Source organism: Nonomuraea sp. CA-143628 (genome assembly GCF_050942315.1).
Lineage (GTDB): Bacteria > Actinomycetota > Actinomycetes > Streptosporangiales > Streptosporangiaceae > Nonomuraea.
On sequence record NZ_CP192072.1, the window covers coordinates 819815 to 835749 of the forward strand.

The window sequence follows — 15935 nt, forward strand, 5'->3', positions numbered from 1 at the left end:
TATGGCTCAGAACTCCATTCCGGTCACTGCTTCACCGCTCCCGCGATGCTGTCGACGAACTTCCGCTGGAGGACGACGAACACGGCGATCACCGGGATCAGCGAGATCACGGCGGCCGCGGCCATCCCCGACCAGTCCGTTTCGCGTTCACCCACGAAGACCGTCATGCCCACGGCCAGCGTTCGCAGGTCGGGGTCGCTGAGCGTGAACACCAGCGGAAGCAGGTAGACGTTCCAGGCGAACAGGTACGTGAGGATGACCACCGTGGCGGTGATCGGCCAGGCCAGCGGAAGCATCACGCGGAAGAAGACGGTGAACTGGCCCGCGCCGTCCAGGCGGGCGCACTCCTCCAGCTCGTTCGGCAGCTTCCTGAAGAACCCGGCGTACAGGAGGGTCGAGGCGATCTGCCCGCCCGCGCCCAGGCCGAGTATCACGCCGGCGTGGGTGTTGAGCAGCCCGAGCTGGTCGGTGAGCTGGGTGATCGGGATGATCGTGTAGCCCTCGGGCAGGAAGAAGGTGACCAGGAACAGGCCGATGACGACCTTCTTGCCGGCGAAGTCGTAGCGGCCCAGCACATAGCCCGCCAGGGCGCTGCGCACGACGACCAGCACCACCGTTCCGATGGTGATGACGAGGGTGTTGACGAAGTACTTGGCGAAGCCGACCTCGGTCCAGGCGCGGGCGTAGTTCTCCCAGACCGGTTCCTCGGGCAGCAGGCCGAGCCCCGAGCCGAAGATCTCGGGCGAGGTCTTGAGCGACGCCGAGACCAGCCAGATGAACGGGTAGATCCACAGCGCGCCGAGCACGAGCAGCAGGACGGCGGTCACCACCTGCCCGGCGCTCGGACGGCGGCCGCGCCCCGGGACCCGCCGGGTGCTCGCGAGTGCCGTCATGCCGAGCCCATCCGGTTCCTGGCCCAGCGCATGCCCAGCGCCTGAGCTATGGCGAGGACCATGGTGAGCAGCCCGAACAGCACCGCCGCGGCCGAGGCGTACCCGAGCTGGGGGACGGTGGCCTGGAAGGCCGTGCGGAAGATGAAGATCTCGATCACCTCGGAAGAGAAGGACGGGCCCCCGCCGGTGAGGGTCTGCATCAGGTCGAAGACGTTGAGCGCCGCCACGGTGTCGATCAACGTGATGATCACCAGGAACGGCACCAGCAGCGGCAGCGTGACGCGCCGGAACTCCGCCCAGGGGCCCGCGCCGTCGATCATCGCGGCCTCGTGGACGCCCGGCGGGATCGTCTGCAACGCGGCCAGCCAGTAGATGAGCGTGATGCCCAGCCACTTCCACACCCAGACGGCGATCCCGGCGTAGAGCGAGGTGCCGGCGTCGGCGGCGAAGTTCGCCGGTGAGTCGATCAGGCCCGCCCAGACCAGCGACACGCTCACCGGACCACTGGCGTCCAGCAGCAGCGTGAACACGATGCCGACGATCGCGCCGGTGGTGACGACCGGCAGGAAGAACAGCGTGCGGAAGAAACCCTTGAACGGCGTCTTCTTCCGGTTGAGCACGATCGCCAGCGCGAGCGCCAGCCCGACCCGCAGCGGCACGGCGATCAGGAGGAACACGATCGAGTTCCAGAACGCGTTCCAGAACAGGTCGTCCTCGATCAGCCGCGTGAAGTTCTCGACGCCGATGAACGTCCCGGCGTCGGCGAAGCCCGGCCAGTCGAGGAAGCCGAACCACCACGACGCCAGCAGGGGATAGATGGTGTACGCGCCGTACCCGACGAGGGTCGGCAGCAGGAAGAGGTAGATCCACCAGTCCTTGCGCAGGCGCCTCAGCCGTCCGGGCCGGGGGCGCGCGGAGTGGGTTGTCGTCATGGTGCTCCTGTCCGGCCGCCCCTCAGCGGCCGGCGTAGTCCTGCTGCTCGTAGTCCTTCTTGCGGTCCCAGTTGGCGAAGACCCAGGCGTCGAGACCGACCTGGACCCCCTTCTTCTCCTTGACCGCCTTGATGGCGCGCTCGCGCTCGGCGCTGAGCTGGTCCTTGTAGCGCCGGAGCTGGCCGCCCACGTCAGAGCTGGAGCCGGTCAGCACCGACTGGACGATGTCGCCGAGGTCCGGATGGATGTCGCGCATCTCGGCCAGCACCTGCCACACGCCCGGCGTGCCGACCTCGGGCACTGGTCCGATGCGCACGTCCTCCTGGAAGTTGGCCACGCACTGCCGGTAGGCGGGGTGCACCTCCGCCTCCTTCACCACCTCGGCCAGCGCGGGCGGTTGGTCCATGGCGGCGGCCAGCTTGAGCTGGAACTCCTTGGTGGTCATCTGCAACAGCACCTCGGCCGCGGCCTTGGCCTTCTTCGACTGGCTCGACACCCAGAACGTGCCGGGCGACGGAGGGCTGTAGACGAAGTTCCTGGTGGTCTCGGGGCACGGGATGTGCCACACGCCGACCCCGCGCTCGACCGCCTCGGGCTCGTCCACGCGCAGGCCGCCGACGAACCACGCGCCCCACGGGTAGATGGCCGCCTGTCCGGCGGCCCAGCGGGCGCGGGCGTCGCGGGGGCCCATCGAGGCGGACGCCGGGTGGACGACCTTGTCCTTCTGCAGGGAGACGAGGAACTCGATGGCGTCGATGTACGGCTGGGAGTCGTGGACGTACTCGCCCGTCGCCCAGTCGACGGCGCTGATGCCGGTCCCGGGGGAGCCCGCCGTCATGGCGAGCCGGTGCACCAGCGTCGCCAGGTACGCGGGGTCCTTGAGCGGGATCACCATCCCGTACGCGCCCGAGGCGTTCCCCTTGGTCACGCGGCGGGCGATGGCGCGCAGGTCGTCCCAGGTGGCCGGCTCGTCCTTGGGGTCCACCTTGGCCTCTTTGAGCAACGCCGTGTTGAACCACGGCACCGCCTCGTGATTGCGGCCGGAGAACGGGGCGAAGGAGTAGATCTCACCGTTGAAGCGGTGGATGCCGTCGTAGAGCTGGCCGGCGATCGGGCTGCCGGCGAAGTCGGCCAGCTTGCCGACCGGCTGGAACCAGCCCTCGCTGACCAGGGCGGCGGGGGAGACGGATCCCAGCCCCGCCAGCGAGTGCACGTCCGGCATCTGGTTGCTGCGCCGGGCCACCTGCAGCGCCTGGCCCAGGTTGGGGGCGTCCATCTGGCGCCGTTCGATCGTGACGCCCTTGTGCCCCTGCTCGTAGGGGGTGAAGAGGTCGCTCTCCAGCATCTTGGTCAGCGGCCTGAACTGGTCCCACCACTGCAGCGCGTCACCCGCGGCCTGGCTCCGGCGGCTCATCTGCCCGCCGCCGGTGCACGCGGTCAGCGCCGCGGCCAGGACGGCGGCGCTCGCGCCACCGAGGAACTGGCGGCGGCTGACGCCTGCCATGCCGGACGGGATTCCGGGGATTCGGCGATGCGACCCCATGGCGACTCCTCTTGGTCGTCGGCTTGGTCACGATCCCGCCCAGCCCTGAAGGTTCAGGACTCCCCGCGAAGCGGATCCATGTTTGCGCAAACCTATGGCTGACCTCTATCAACGTCAAGGTCATGATGGTTAGCTTCTTAAAAGACCAGTTCAGAGGCCATGGCCTCCTCTGCCACGTGTTTGCGGAAACACGCATGACGGTCCCGTGGGCGGTGACAGAGGGCGTCGATGTACGCTGTACGCCGCTGCTACGAGGAAGGGAGAGCGCCCCGCGTGGCTCGACTACCAGGAACGGGATCGTCCGGTGGCCCTTCGATGGCGGACGTCGCCAAGCTCGCCGGTGTCTCAGGCCAGACCGTGTCACGGGTCGCGAACGGCAACGACCGGGTGACCGCCGCCACGCGGCTCAAGGTCGAGACGGCCATGAGACAGCTCGGCTACCGCACCAACATCGCCGCGCGGGCGCTGGCGACCGGCCGGTTCGGCACGATCGGCGTCGTCATGTTCAACCTCAGCGCCGTGCTCAACGTCCGCATCGTCGAGGCCGTGGTGAGCGGCGCCCAGGCCCGCGGCTACTCGGTGAGTGTCGCGATGGTCGACGGCCCGACCGAGAAGGACATCCGCGCCGCCGTCCGCGGCCTCACCGACCGCGCGGTGGACGGCGTGATCGTGATCGAGGCCCGGGTGCTCGACACCCCGCATCTGCGGCTTCCCGACGAGGTGCCGGTGGTGATCGCCGACAGCAGGGCGGCGCACCGGCACCCCACGTTCGGCATGGACGAGGCCGCGGGCACCCGCGCCGCCGTGGATCACCTGCTCGGGCTCGGCCACGCCACCGTCCACCACGTGGCCGGTCCTGCCGGCTCGATCCCGGCGCAGCGGCGCCGGGCCGCGTGGCAGCGGCTGCTGAAGCGGGCGGGCCGCGTCGTCCCGCCGCCCGTCGTCGGAGACTGGTCCCCGCAGTCGGGCTACGACGCCGCCCGCCGCCTGCTGGCCGACGACGCCGTGACCGCCGTCTTCGCCGCCAACGACCAGATGGCCGTGGGCGTGCTGCGGGCGGCGGACGAGCTGGGCCGCAGGGTGCCGGACGATCTGAGCGTCGTCGGCTTCGACGACCTCGACTTCACGCCGTTCCTCAGCCCGCCGCTGACGACCGTGCGCCAAGACCTCGCCGCTGTCGGCCGCCGCTGCCTCGAACAGCTGATCGCGCAGATCGAGGCCCCGCAGGGGGCCGAGGCGGCCGCCTCGGCCAGCCGGTTCGTGCTGCCGGAGCTGGTGGTGCGGGCCTCCACGGCGCCGCCGCGCCGCTGACCTCGATTTCGCCGTCCGTTGACAGGCCAAATGGGTTAGCGCAAACATGAATGCGGTCAGCCGATCCACGCATCGGCCCCCTCCGAGAAAGCAGGTCCCATGCTGCGCCGACTGTCGACTATCGCCATGACAGCGGTTCTCGCCCTCTCGACCATCACCCAGGCCGCCGTCGCGGAAGGAGTCCAATCCGTGGCCAACGACAAGCCGCGCGCCCGCGCGTACGGCGCTCTGGGAGCCAACTTCAACGAGAACCTCGACACCCTCGACTTCCGGGAACTGCGCGAGGCCAACGCGCAGTGGGTCCGCGGGTTCTTCCCGATGCCCCAAACCGACCAGGGCGACCCCGCCAAGCACATCTCGATCAGCACCATCAACAAGGCGGCCGCGCGCGGCTACGACACCGTGCTCAGCCTGAAGTTCCCCTACAACTCGGCGTCCTTCCCCGCGCCGGGCAGCGCCAAGATGGCCGCGGAGCTGGCCCGGCTGGACAAGGTCCTGCCCACGGTGATGGGCAAGGTGGACATCCTCGCGATCGGCAACGAGCCCTTCATCGAGAGCCTGCCCGCCGAGCGTGACCAGCGGCTCAACACCTTCTACGAGACCGTCGCCCGGCACGTGATCGACTATCGGCGCGAGAAGTGCGGCGCGAAGTGCGGCACCTCGCTCTACATGGGCGCGCTGAACCGCCTCGACCTGCCCGACCGCCGCACGCCGGCGGCCGAGCGCTGGATGACCTTCGTGCGCGAGACGCCGGAGATCGCGGGCGTGGACATCCACCCGCACGTCCCCTCGCAGGCGGCCGCGAAGCCGTTCCTGGACTACATCCTGCCGAAGATGCGTCCGGACCAGACGTTCCTGGTCACCGAGTTCTCCATCGTCTGGTACTGGCAGCAGCACCTGAAGGACCCGATCCCGGCCACGTTCGCCCAGAAGTACGGCTTCCCCGCTGACACCCTGGTCTGGCAGGTCATCAAGGCCGCCATCGACAAGCCGTTCACCGAGCAGAAGTGGGACGACTTCCTGAACAGCAGCCCGTGGTTCACCAGCCAGAAGAACTTCCTGCGCGACCAGATGAAGCTGTACAAGGGCACCGGGCGGCTGGCGGTCGCCACCTACGGCTTCAAGCAGGACGACCCGATGGTCACGAACTTCGGCCCCGACAAGACCCCGTGGCTGCTCAACAGCGTGTACGCCTCCAAGATCGTGCGGCCCCGCGGCGAGCTTTCCGGACGCGGCTACTGGCTCGAGAGCTTCCGCAAGCTGCAGCAGCCCTGACCAGGCCGCACCGGCCGTCGCGAACCAGCGACGGCCGGCGCGGCTCAGGATCGCCGTCACCAGTGCCCTTCTCGTGGCTGGCTGCGATCTTCGGTGGCGACCAGGACGTCGAGCAGCAGTTCCTGCAGTTCGAGCCGGGTGGCGGCGTGGGCCGGGTCGGCCCACAGGTTCTCCAGCTCCATCGGGTCGGTCTCCAGGTCGTACAGCTCGCCGGAGCGCGCTCGCGTCGTGGACGGCGCGCCGTGGTAGACGACGACCTTCCAGCGCTCGTGCCTGAGCATCGTGGTGTGCACCGGCTCCTCGTACGGGTGACCGCTGTCGCGGTACTCGCACAGCGCCCAATCTCTGACCGGCGCTTCCCTCTCCCCCCGAGCCAGCGGCAGGAGGTTCTGCCCTTGCCCGCGAGGCAGCGGCGGCGTGCCCGTGGCCGCGAGGAACGTCGTCCCCAGATCGATCCACTGGACCAGCTCGGCCCGCCGCTCACCGGCGGGCAGCCCAGCTGGCCAGCGCATGACGAGCGGCACGCGCACGGCGCACTCGTACATCATCGGGCCCTTCAGCATGAGCTGATGATCGCCGAGCATCTCGCCGTGGTCGCTGGTGAAGACGACCAGGGTGTCCTCGGCCAGGCCCGCCTCGTCGAGAGCGGCGAGAATCCGGCCGACCTCGTCGTCGACGAGGCTCACCATCGCGTAGTAGTTGACGCGGACATCTTGGAGCTCGGCTTCGGTGTACTCCGTGTAGCCGCGCGCGTGGCCGGCGTAGGACCGGTGTGAGGCCTCGGTCAGTACGGGCGGCTTGCCGGCGAGTTCGTGTTCCCGGGTGACCGGACGCCGCAGGGCCTTGCCGCGGTAGCGGTCGACGTACTCTTTCGGCGCGCCGAACCCGTGATGCGGGTCGAAGAAGTTGGCCACGAAGAAGAAGGGTTTGTCCGCGTCGCGCGAGCGCCGCAGGTAGTCGATGGTCTCGTTGCCGATCCACCGGCTGTAGTGGAACTCCGTCGGAAGAGAGTCGAAGTCGGACTCCGCACCGGCCTGGTACAGGTCAGGACGTACGGCTCGCAACCACCGGTGGTAGGCGTTCTCCGATGATCCGACGTAGGGGTCGTGCGCCCACCGGAACACACGGAAGCCGTCGTCCAGGCGCGGCTCAAGACGGCCACCGAAGCACGCCCCGCCGACGTGGAACTTCCCGACCAGGCCGCAGTCGTAGCCGTGATCGGCCAGGGTGCGCGAGAACAGGCGCTCGTGCGCGGGCAGCCCGACGCCGTTCGCCCAGGCGCCGTGCGCGTGGACGTAGCGGCCGGACATGAGGCTGGCGCGGGAGGGGGCGCAGACCGGCGCCTGGACGTAGCAGTTCTCGAACAGGACGCCCTGGTCGGCCAGCCGGTCGAGGTTGGGCGTGTCGATCTCGTCGTTGCCGTAGGCGCCCATGGCGTCGAAGCGTTGCTGGTCGGTGCAGATGAGCAGGATGTTCGGTCGGTTCATTTCTCTCAATCTCAGGACTTCACGGCCCCGGCGACGCCTTCGACGAAGTAGCGCTGGAGCGCGAGGAAGACGAGGAGCAGGGGGATCAGGGAGATGGTGCCCGCGGCGGCGAGACCGGACCAGTCGGTGGAGTTGGTGCCACGGAAGGCGAGCATGCCCACCGAGAGCGTGCGCAGATCCGGGCGGCTGAAGGTGAACACCAGCGGCAGGAAGAAGTTGTTCCAGGCGGCCAGGAAGGTCATCACGCCTACCGTCGCGGTCACCGGCCCCGCGAGCGGCAGCATGACCTGGAAGAACGTACGCAGGAAGCCCGCTCCGTCCATGACCGCCGCCTCTTCGAGCTCACGCGGGACCCGGCGGAAGTACCCGGCGTAGAGCAGGACGGCGGCGACGTGGCCGCTGCCCGCGAGGGCGAGGATGATGCCGGTACGCGAGTTCAGCAGTCCCATGAGGTCACTAAGCTCGACCACCGGGATGATGGTGAGCCCGTGCGGCGCGAACAGCGTCGCGACCAGCACGACGACCACCGCGCGTTTGCCGATGAAGTTCCGGCGGGCGATGACATAGCCGGCCAGGGCGCAGCGCAGGACGACCAGTGCCACCGTGCCCAGGGTGACGACCACGCTGTTCACGGTGTACGTTCCGAAGTCGGCGTCCCGCCAGGCGCGTACGTAGTTCTCCAAGTGCCACGATTCGGGGATCAGATCGAGCCCCCCGGAGAAGATCGCCAGCGAGTCCTTCAGTGAGGCCGAGACGATCCACAGCAACGGGTAGACCCACACCAGGCAGACGACGGCGAGCACGATCACCTGTGCCCAGATCCCGAGACGACGGCGTCTGGCGACGGCGCTCATGAGCTGCTCCTGACGCGGTTGGCGTAGCGGATGCCGACGGCCTGGATCGCGGCGAAGGCGAGCGTGAGCAGCCCGAACAGCACGCCGAGCGCCGCGCCGTACCCGAGCCGAGGCGTGGAGTTGGCGAAGGCCTGCTGGTAGATGTAGACCTCCGTGGCGAGGGTGGAGAAGAACGGCCCCCCGTTGGTCATCGTCAGGACCAGGTCGAAGATCTGCATGGTCTCGATGGCCGTGAGGAGGGCGATGATGATCAGGAAGGGCTTGAGCAGCGGAAGCGTCACGTGGCGCAGCGACGCCCAGACGCCCGCGCCGTCCGTCTTGGCGGCCTCGTACACCGTGACCGGGATCGTCTGCAGTGCGGCCAGCCAGTAGACGAGGGTGATGCCGAACCACTTCCACATGTGGACGCCCATCACGGTCCACAGGGAAGTCCCGGGGTCTCCGAGGAAGTCGATCGGCTGGTCGACGATCCCCAGGTCGAGCAGAAACTGGTTCACCGGGCCACCGGCCGGGTCGAAGATGAACCCCATGACCACGCCGATGATCGCCGTCGTCGTCACCACGGGGACGAACAGCGCGGTCCTGAAGAGCTTGGCGAGCGGCAGCCTCGGGTTGTTCAGGATGAGCGCGACCAGCAGGCTCAGCCCGACCCGCAGGGGCACGGTCACCGCGATGACCGTCAGCGTGATCCCGAGTGACTTCCAGAAGAGCGGGTCGCCGAACGCCTCACGGTAGTTGGCCAGGCCGATGAACGGCCGCTCGGAGCCCAGGCCGTTCCAGTCGAGCATCGAGTAGTACAGGCTGGAGATGATCGGCCAGACCGTGTACGCGCCGAACAACAGCAGGGTGGGCAGCAAGAAGAGGTATGCCCACCGCTCCGACCAGATCCTGCGAGCTCGCGTCACGCCGCTCATGACCGCTGGTACATCCGCGCCGGGTAGTCCTCGCCCGGCCGCCAGTTCGCGAACTTCCAGTCGTCCAGGCTCACCTTCACCCCCTTCCCGGACACGACCCGCGTGGCGCGTTCCCGCTCGGCGGCGAGCTTTCCGGTGTATTCGCGAAGGGCCTTCCGAATGTCGGTGATCTGACCGCTGAGGACGCCCTGCGCGATCTCGCCGAGCGTGGGCCTCGGCTCCTTCATCTCGCCCATCACCTGCGCGACGGCGGGGTTGCGGGCGATGGGGCTGGGCGCGAGCCGTACGGTCTTGCCGAACAGCTCGACCGCGCGCTTGTACGTCGGGTGCACGTCTGCCGTCGCCACGGCCTCCAGGTCGAGGGGAACCTGGTCCATGAACGTGGCGAGCCCCTTGGCGAACTCAGGACCGGTGAACCGGGCCAGCAGGTCCGAGGCCGTCTCCACCTGCTTGGACTTGCTGGACACGAACAACTGTCCCGAGGCGGGAGGGCCGTAGAGGACCGGCTTGCCGTCCGGTGACGGAACGGGACCGACCCCGACCTTGTCGACGAACCCCTTGAACTGCCCGTTGACCACGCCGATGTTCCACGACCCGTCGAAGAACATGCCCGCCACCCCGGTCGCCCATCTGGCCCGCGCGGTCCTGGCGTCGAGCGAGGTCGACGCGGGAAAGACGACCTTGTCGCGGACCAGGGACAGCAGGAACTCCAGCGCCTGGACGAACGGGTCGCCCGCGTAGACGTATTCGCCGGTCCGTGGGTCCACCAGCCCCATCCCGTTCGCCCCCTGAGCCATGGCGAGCGGGGCGCCGGCGGACATCGCCAGCTCGACCACGTGGGTCTGCAGCCGCTCGGTGAACTGCAGGCCCTGGATCCAGCCGTACGCCCGCCCGCCGCCGTCCTTGGTGATCCGCGCGGCGAGAGAGCGGAACGCGTCCCAGGTCACCGGGCCGTTGTCCGGGTCACCACCGGCCTTCTCGACCAGCTCGCGGTTGAACCAGGTGAGCGTGGCGTACTGCCGGAAGCTGAAGACGGGGAAGGTGTAGAGCTTGCCGTCGAAGACGTGCAGCCCCTCCAGCAGGCTGTCGGCGGGCAGCTTCGCGCGTAACGCGTCCTGTCCGGCCAGCGGCGCGAACCAGCCGCCCGCGACCAGCGCCGCCTCGGACGAGCCAAGGCCGGCGATCGAGTGCACATCGGCGATCTGGTCGCTCTTGAACGCCAGTTGCAGCGCCTGGCCCATCTCGTTCGGGTTGAACACCTGGTGCTCCACCCGAACGCCTGGGTTGGTCTTGCCGTACTCGGCGAAGATGCGCTCGTACAGGGGCTTCAGCGGCTGGAAGTGATCCCACCAGCGGATCACACCGCCGCCGGCCGCCGTGACGGCCTCTTTCTCCGAGGTACGGGAGCACCCGGCGAGGGCGCTCGCGAGGGCGACGCCGGACAACCCGAGGAATCGCCGACGGCCGAACGTCGTCATGGAGGTCCTCTCCTTCCCGAAGGCGAACGTTCGCCTATGCTGAGCTACGCCACGCGACTCCGTCAACCCCCTGATATCGTGAGGAGATCGCGCTATAGGGCAGTGGCGCAGAGCCGCTCATGCGAACGTTCGCCTTCCGGAGGTAACGCCGTGGCCAGTGTCTCGATCAGGGATGTCGCCGCGCGCGCCAACGTGAGCTTCCAGACGGTGAGCAAAGTGCTCAACGGCAAGGGCGCCGTCAGCGCGGCCACCCGGCAACGCATCATCGAGGCGGCCGAAGAGATCGGCTACATCCCCAACGCGCTGGCCCGCAGCCTGCAGTCACGCAGCTCCCTGACCCTCGGAGTGATCACTGTCGACTTCACCAACACGACGCCGGCGCAGTTCCTCGTCGGCATCGAGCGTGAAGCACGGCAGCACGGCCTCAGCGTGATCCTCAGCAGCCTCGAACCGGACGGCTCGGACTGCGTACGTTATCTGCGCGTCCTGATGGAGCGCCGGGTCGACGGGATCATCATGAACGCCCCGGCGGCCGAGGAGGACGAGGAGGTCGGCCGGCTGCTACGTGCCGGGCCGCCCGCTGTCAGCCTGCACGACATCGCCGGCGGCGGCGTCCCGAAGGTCGGCCCCGAGTCCGAGGGCACCGCGGCGCTTCCGATCCGCCACTTGCTCGCGCTCGGTCATCGCCGGATAGCCATGGTGACCGGCTTCCAGCAGCGTCACAGCGCGCAGCGCCGCACCGCCATCTACCGCGAGGTGCTGGCCGAACACGGCCTGCCCTACGATCCCCTCCTCATCGAAGACGGCCAATGGGAGGTCGAGGGCGGCTACGCCGCCACCCACCGCCTGCTGGACCGAGCCGGGGATATAACGGCGATCTACGTTCAGAACGACCTCATGGCAGTAGGCGTCCTAAACGCGCTACACGAGCGAGGGCGGAAAGTCCCCGACGACTGCTCGGTCGTCGGCTGTGACGACCACCCGGTCGCCGCCCGGACGATCCCGCCGCTGACGACCGTTCACCTGCCGTTCTTCGACGCCGGAGCGGCGGCCGTCCGCCTCCTCCTCGACCGGATCGCGGCCAGGAACACTTCGCCGGAGGATGTCATCGTCCCCGTGTCCATGATCTACCGCGCGTCCACCGCCTCGGTGCCGGCCGGAAGCTGAAACGGATGTTTTTCCTGGTGTGACCTACCTGCGCGATCATCGATTAATTTTTCCGGGTTATTGACGATATATCGGCACCTGGGAAAACTCACCCGCAAGCTGCGCACCGAACGGACCGCGCGCTGATGCGGAGGACGTAACTGATGACTGATTCCAACAACGGGTTGACCGTCGGCCGACGCTCCCTGCTGGCGGGAGCCGCCGGCCTTCTGGGAACGGCGGCACTGCCCGCGACCGCCGCGCAGGGGAGCACCTCGATGAAGCGATACCCGTCGAACTGGCCCGACCTTGAGCCCTACGGCCTCGCCGACACCCGGCTCGATTTGTGGCCGCGCGAGGACAACTCCCTCATCCTCCCGCTGGAGCTCCGCCCCCGTGACAAGGAGCTCGGCCGGGTCTGGATGCGGGACACCTACGTCAACTGTTTCGTGGTGAACGGTCGTCCGATCTACGTCGCCACCGGCACCACCCGGGCGCCCGGGGTCGCGGGCGCAGCCCCGTGGAACGACGGCATCTTCATGTGGGTGTCCCCGTCCCTGCGCGGGCCGTGGAAGCTGGCCGACACCACCGGTATCCGCCCCGGCGCCGAGAACGGTAAGGTCTGGTCGCCCGAGTTCGTCGACGAGAACCGGCCAGGCCGCATGGTGGTCGCTCCGTGGCAGGAGTACTGGACCGACGACCAGTTCGGCAAGCGCGGCGATGTCTGGGCACCGGAGGTGCACTACTTCCGCGGCAAGTGGTACATCGTCGCCTGCATGGGCGACCACGCGCACAAGGTCGGCTCGTTCATGCTGGTGAGCGAGGGCGGGCCCGAAGGGCCGTACCGGCTGGTCGAGGGCAACCACGACAAGCCCTTCGGCGACCCCGTTCCCGGCGGGCCCGCCTTCATCGAGCCCGGCGCCTACCACCACATCGACGGCAGCCTCTACAGCGAGGGGGATGACGCCTGGCTGGTGCTGCACAACCACGTGTACGCGAAGTTCCGGGACGACATGGAGGACATCGTCCCGACCACCAACCTCCCGCAGTTCCAGCAGACGCCCTACACACCCGAGCCGTATCTCGAAGGCGCGTACGTGTTCAAGTACGGCGGCAAGTACTTCCTGCTCCAGGCCGCCTGGAATCGGACCTCGACCAACGCCGACGGCAGCACCCGCTACGCCTACGACCCACCCGGCACCGGTCGCGCGCAGTACCACTACGACGCGGTCGTCGCCGTCTCGGACACCTTCGAGGGACCGTACTCGAAGCGGTGGACCGTGGGTGTCGGCGCCGGCCACAACAACTTCTTCGTGGATCACACCGGCAAGCTGTGGGCGACGTTCTTCCGCAACCCCAGGTTCGGCTACTGGGCCGACCCGTCACGCGTCGGCGACACGGCGGTGCCCGGGATCGTGCGGGTGGAATGGACGGGACCGAAGGGCAACCGCCTGTACGTCCAGCGCCGGAACCACTGACTCTGTCCCCCGAGCGAGCTACCGGCGAATGTCCTCCGTGCGGTGACGATTCCGCACCCGTCGACTCCATAACGTAACGGGCGTGGCACGACATCTCGGCCACCTTCCCGATTCCGCACTGGAGGACATCATGCCCCGCAAGCTCAAGGCAGCCCTTGTGGCCGCACTGTGCGTCACCGTGATCGGGGCGGGGGTCACCGGTTGCGAAGAGGACTCGATGGACAACTGGGACCCACTCGCCCCCACGACCCACAAAGCCGACACCGGCCGGATCGTGGGAACCAAGAAGATCACTGTCGCCGGCCGGTCGGTGAACGTGTCCTGCTCGGGCGACCCGGCGAAGGGCAAGCCCGTCATCGTGCTGATGCACGGAGGCGGTGACGGGCTGGACAAGATGGCCGCTCTCCAGAAGACGCTGAGCGCGAAGAACCAGGTCTGTAGCTACGACCGGCTCGGCGCGGGCGCCAGCGACCAGCCGGACGGCCCACAGGACTTCGCCGGCACCGGGAAGATCCTCACCGGCGTGCTCGACCGGGTCGCCGGTGACGGCCCGGTCGTCCTGGCGGGGCACTCGCTGGGCGGACTGATCGCCGCCAGATACGCCCCCGACCACCAGGACAGGGTCAAAGGGCTGGTCCTGATGGACGCCACGCCACCCACGATGGTGCACGACATCTCGACGGTGATCCCCGAGTCGGCGAAGGGCCCGGCAGCCGAGGTACGCGCGCAGAACCTGGCGATATTCCAGGGACAGAACCCGGAGAAGCTCGTCATCACCGATGGAAAGGCGCGCTCCGCCGGAGACATCCCGGTGGAGGTGATCCAGCACGGCAAGCAGTACCTCGCGGCCATCCCCACGTACGGGCCGCGCCTGGAACAGGCGTGGTCCGCGGGCCAGCGCAAGTGGCTCGCGCTGTCCAGCGCCGGCAAGCTGAGCACGGCCACCGGCAGCGGCCACTACATCTACCTCGACCAGCCTGACGTCGCCGTCCAGGCCATCCAGCGCGTCACCTCGGCCGCGGAAGACAGCGCCTGAGCCCGGACCCACAGCGATTCCGTTGACATCCACCGGAGAGGCGTCGCTCGCACCGGGGCACAGACCGCATGTGATCACGCCTCATCCGTCGGCGACGGAGGAATTTTGGGTCCGGACAAGTTCCAGTTTTTCCTTCACTCTCGGGCTTGTGACCTACCCCCCACGGAGGCTTGCGATGGTGCTTGCCCAGATCGCTCGCTGGACCGCCGCTCTCAGCATGGCGGCGGCCATGACCTTCGCAGCCGCCCCGTCCGCTGCCGCGGCCGCGCCGCCCGACTTCCGGCCGGGTGCGCCCGGTCTCGGTGACCCCTACTTCCCCCTGGAGGGAAACGGCGGGTACGACGCCCAGCACTACTCCCTCAACCTTGGCTACGACCCCGCTACCAAGGTGCTCAAGGGGACGGTGCACATGCTGGCCCGCGCCACCCAGGACCTGTCCCGCTTCGATCTGGACTTCCAGCAGCTCACGGTGAGGTCGGTCACGGTCAACGGCCGCCAGGCCGCCTACGTGCGCGACGGCCAAGAGCTGATCGTCACGCCCAGGTCGGGCCTGCGGCGTCAGAGCGTTTTCGACGTGGCCGTCACCTACGACGGCATCCCGCAGCCGCTCGGCGGCCCGATCGTGTTCGGCCTGCCGTACGGGTGGATCGCCACGGAGGACGGCGTGCTGGTCGCCTGCGAGCCGAACGCGGCCAGCACCTGGTTCCCCTCCAACGACCACCCGAGCGACAAAGCGACCTACTCCATCGCGGTGACCGTCCCGAAGGGGCTCACCGCCGCGGCCAACGGCGTGCTGGCGGCGCAGGTCACTCACGGCGACACGACGACCTTCCTGTGGAACGAACTGCGTCCGATGGCGTCGTACCTGGTCACGACCACGATCGGCCGGTTCGACGTGCAGCAGGGCAGGACGCCGGACGGCCTGCGCGAATGGGTCGCCACCGATCCGACCGTGCCCGGTACCGAGGTCGTCTTCCAGCAGACGGCCAACATCACCGACTACTGGAGCGAGCTGTTCGGGCGCTACCCGTTCGAGGAGACGGGCGCGATCGTGGACAACGTCCCCATCGTCGGCTTCTCACTGGAGAATCAGACCAAGCCGCTGTACTCCGCCGTCCGCAGCGAGACCACGGTCGCGCACGAGCTGTCCCATCAGTGGTTCGGCGACAGCGTTTCGCTGCGCACCTGGCAGCACATCTGGCTCAACGAGGGCTTTGCCACCTTCGCCCAGCGCTACTGGACCGAGCACACCGGCGGCCAGACCGTCCAGGCGTGGTTCGACCAGCAGTACGCCGCCAGGCCGGAGTCGTTCTGGCAGTCGAAGGTGGCCGATCCGCAGCGCGACACCATGTTCAGCACCGCCGTCTACAACCGTGGCGGCATGACTCTCCAGGCGCTGCGGGCGAAGATCGGTGACGAACCCTTCTTCCGGCTGCTGCGGACGTGGGCGGCCGATCACCGCTACGGCCTGGCCGACACTGATGAGTTCATCACGCTCGCGGAGAAGATCTCCGGCCGGGACCTGACCGACTTCTTCAACGTCTGGCTGTTCACCCCGAGCAAGCCCGTGACGTGGTGAACTGAGCGA

Annotated in this window: 13 protein-coding genes; 6 read left to right on the plus strand and 7 right to left on the minus strand. The window is 68.3% G+C overall.

Annotated features, from left to right (window positions below):
* Positions 1–23: 23 nt before the first annotated feature.
* Genes ACQP2T_RS03910 through ACQP2T_RS03920 form a run of 3 tightly spaced genes read right to left on the minus strand, consistent with a single transcriptional unit; the run spans position 24 to position 3368 of the window.
* Positions 24–893, minus strand: coding sequence for a carbohydrate ABC transporter permease (locus ACQP2T_RS03910; RefSeq protein WP_433514828.1), 870 nt, complete (start codon positions 891–893; stop codon positions 24–26).
* The gene (locus ACQP2T_RS03915; RefSeq protein WP_433514829.1) at positions 890–1825 is read right to left on the minus strand and encodes a carbohydrate ABC transporter permease; all 936 of its coding nucleotides are present in this window, start codon (positions 1823–1825) and stop codon (positions 890–892) included. The genes ACQP2T_RS03910 and ACQP2T_RS03915 overlap by 4 nt, the downstream gene beginning before the upstream one ends.
* A gap of 22 nt (positions 1826–1847) precedes the next feature.
* A complete protein-coding gene (locus ACQP2T_RS03920) occupies positions 1848–3368 on the minus strand; it encodes an ABC transporter substrate-binding protein (protein WP_433514830.1) in 1521 nt (506 codons plus the stop codon).
* A gap of 315 nt (positions 3369–3683) precedes the next feature.
* Between ACQP2T_RS03920 and ACQP2T_RS03925 the strand changes: the two genes are divergently transcribed.
* Both ACQP2T_RS03925 and ACQP2T_RS03930 read left to right on the plus strand, forming a co-directional pair.
* On the plus strand, positions 3684–4679 hold the full coding sequence (locus ACQP2T_RS03925; protein WP_433514831.1) for a LacI family DNA-binding transcriptional regulator: 996 nt from the start codon (positions 3684–3686) through the stop codon (positions 4677–4679).
* A 126-nt stretch (positions 4680–4805) separates the two neighbouring features.
* Positions 4806–5954 carry a hypothetical protein gene (locus tag ACQP2T_RS03930; RefSeq protein WP_433514832.1) on the plus strand — a complete coding sequence of 383 codons (1149 nt, stop codon included), beginning with the start codon at positions 4806–4808 and terminating at the stop codon, positions 5952–5954.
* 56 nt (positions 5955–6010) lie between these two features.
* On the opposite strand, the gene ACQP2T_RS03935 is transcribed toward ACQP2T_RS03930, so the two are convergent.
* The 4 genes from ACQP2T_RS03935 to ACQP2T_RS03950 are packed head-to-tail and all read right to left on the minus strand — an operon-like array spanning position 6011 to position 10687.
* Positions 6011–7441, minus strand: coding sequence for a sulfatase family protein (locus ACQP2T_RS03935; RefSeq protein ID WP_433514833.1), 1431 nt, complete (start codon positions 7439–7441; stop codon positions 6011–6013).
* A gap of 11 nt (positions 7442–7452) precedes the next feature.
* The gene (locus ACQP2T_RS03940) at positions 7453–8295 is read right to left on the minus strand and encodes a carbohydrate ABC transporter permease (protein ID WP_433514834.1); all 843 of its coding nucleotides are present in this window, start codon (positions 8293–8295) and stop codon (positions 7453–7455) included.
* Positions 8292–9200, minus strand: coding sequence for a carbohydrate ABC transporter permease (locus ACQP2T_RS03945; protein WP_433514835.1), 909 nt, complete (start codon positions 9198–9200; stop codon positions 8292–8294). Before ACQP2T_RS03945 ends, ACQP2T_RS03940 begins: the two co-directional genes overlap by 4 nt.
* Positions 9201–9205: 5 nt before the next feature.
* A complete protein-coding gene (locus tag ACQP2T_RS03950; RefSeq protein ID WP_433514836.1) occupies positions 9206–10687 on the minus strand; it encodes an ABC transporter substrate-binding protein in 1482 nt (493 codons plus the stop codon).
* 150 nt (positions 10688–10837) lie between these two features.
* On the opposite strand from ACQP2T_RS03950, the gene ACQP2T_RS03955 reads away from it, so the two are divergent.
* The 4 genes from ACQP2T_RS03955 (at position 10838) to ACQP2T_RS03970 (ending at position 15926) form a co-directional block, all read left to right on the plus strand.
* Positions 10838–11854: a LacI family DNA-binding transcriptional regulator gene (locus ACQP2T_RS03955; protein ID WP_433514837.1), complete on the plus strand. Its 1017-nt coding sequence runs from the start codon at positions 10838–10840 to the stop codon at positions 11852–11854.
* 143 nt (positions 11855–11997) lie between these two features.
* Positions 11998–13311 (plus strand): family 43 glycosylhydrolase, encoded by a 1314-nt coding sequence (locus ACQP2T_RS03960; RefSeq protein WP_433514838.1) that lies wholly within the window; start codon positions 11998–12000, stop codon positions 13309–13311.
* 82 nt (positions 13312–13393) lie between these two features.
* Entirely contained in the window at positions 13394–14347 is a 954-nt protein-coding gene (locus tag ACQP2T_RS03965) for an alpha/beta fold hydrolase (RefSeq protein WP_433514839.1), read from the plus strand.
* 175 nt (positions 14348–14522) lie between these two features.
* A complete protein-coding gene (locus ACQP2T_RS03970) occupies positions 14523–15926 on the plus strand; it encodes a M1 family metallopeptidase (RefSeq protein ID WP_433514840.1) in 1404 nt (467 codons plus the stop codon).
* The last annotated feature ends 9 nt before the right edge of the window (positions 15927–15935 follow it).

Coding starts and splice junctions, on each gene's coding strand:
- ACQP2T_RS03935 (WP_433514833.1), bottom strand. CDS start 7,441: ATGAACCGACCGAACATCCTGCTCATCTGCACCGACCAGCAACGCTTC.
- ACQP2T_RS03920 (WP_433514830.1), bottom strand. CDS start 3,368: ATGGGGTCGCATCGCCGAATCCCCGGAATCCCGTCCGGCATGGCAGGC.
- ACQP2T_RS03925 (WP_433514831.1), top strand. CDS start 3,684: ATGGCGGACGTCGCCAAGCTCGCCGGTGTCTCAGGCCAGACCGTGTCA.
- ACQP2T_RS03915 (WP_433514829.1), bottom strand. CDS start 1,825: ATGACGACAACCCACTCCGCGCGCCCCCGGCCCGGACGGCTGAGGCGC.
- ACQP2T_RS03970 (WP_433514840.1), top strand. CDS start 14,523: ATGGTGCTTGCCCAGATCGCTCGCTGGACCGCCGCTCTCAGCATGGCG.
- ACQP2T_RS03940 (WP_433514834.1), bottom strand. CDS start 8,295: ATGAGCGCCGTCGCCAGACGCCGTCGTCTCGGGATCTGGGCACAGGTG.
- ACQP2T_RS03950 (WP_433514836.1), bottom strand. CDS start 10,687: ATGACGACGTTCGGCCGTCGGCGATTCCTCGGGTTGTCCGGCGTCGCC.
- ACQP2T_RS03960 (WP_433514838.1), top strand. CDS start 11,998: ATGACTGATTCCAACAACGGGTTGACCGTCGGCCGACGCTCCCTGCTG.
- ACQP2T_RS03930 (WP_433514832.1), top strand. CDS start 4,806: ATGACAGCGGTTCTCGCCCTCTCGACCATCACCCAGGCCGCCGTCGCG.
- ACQP2T_RS03910 (WP_433514828.1), bottom strand. CDS start 893: ATGACGGCACTCGCGAGCACCCGGCGGGTCCCGGGGCGCGGCCGCCGT.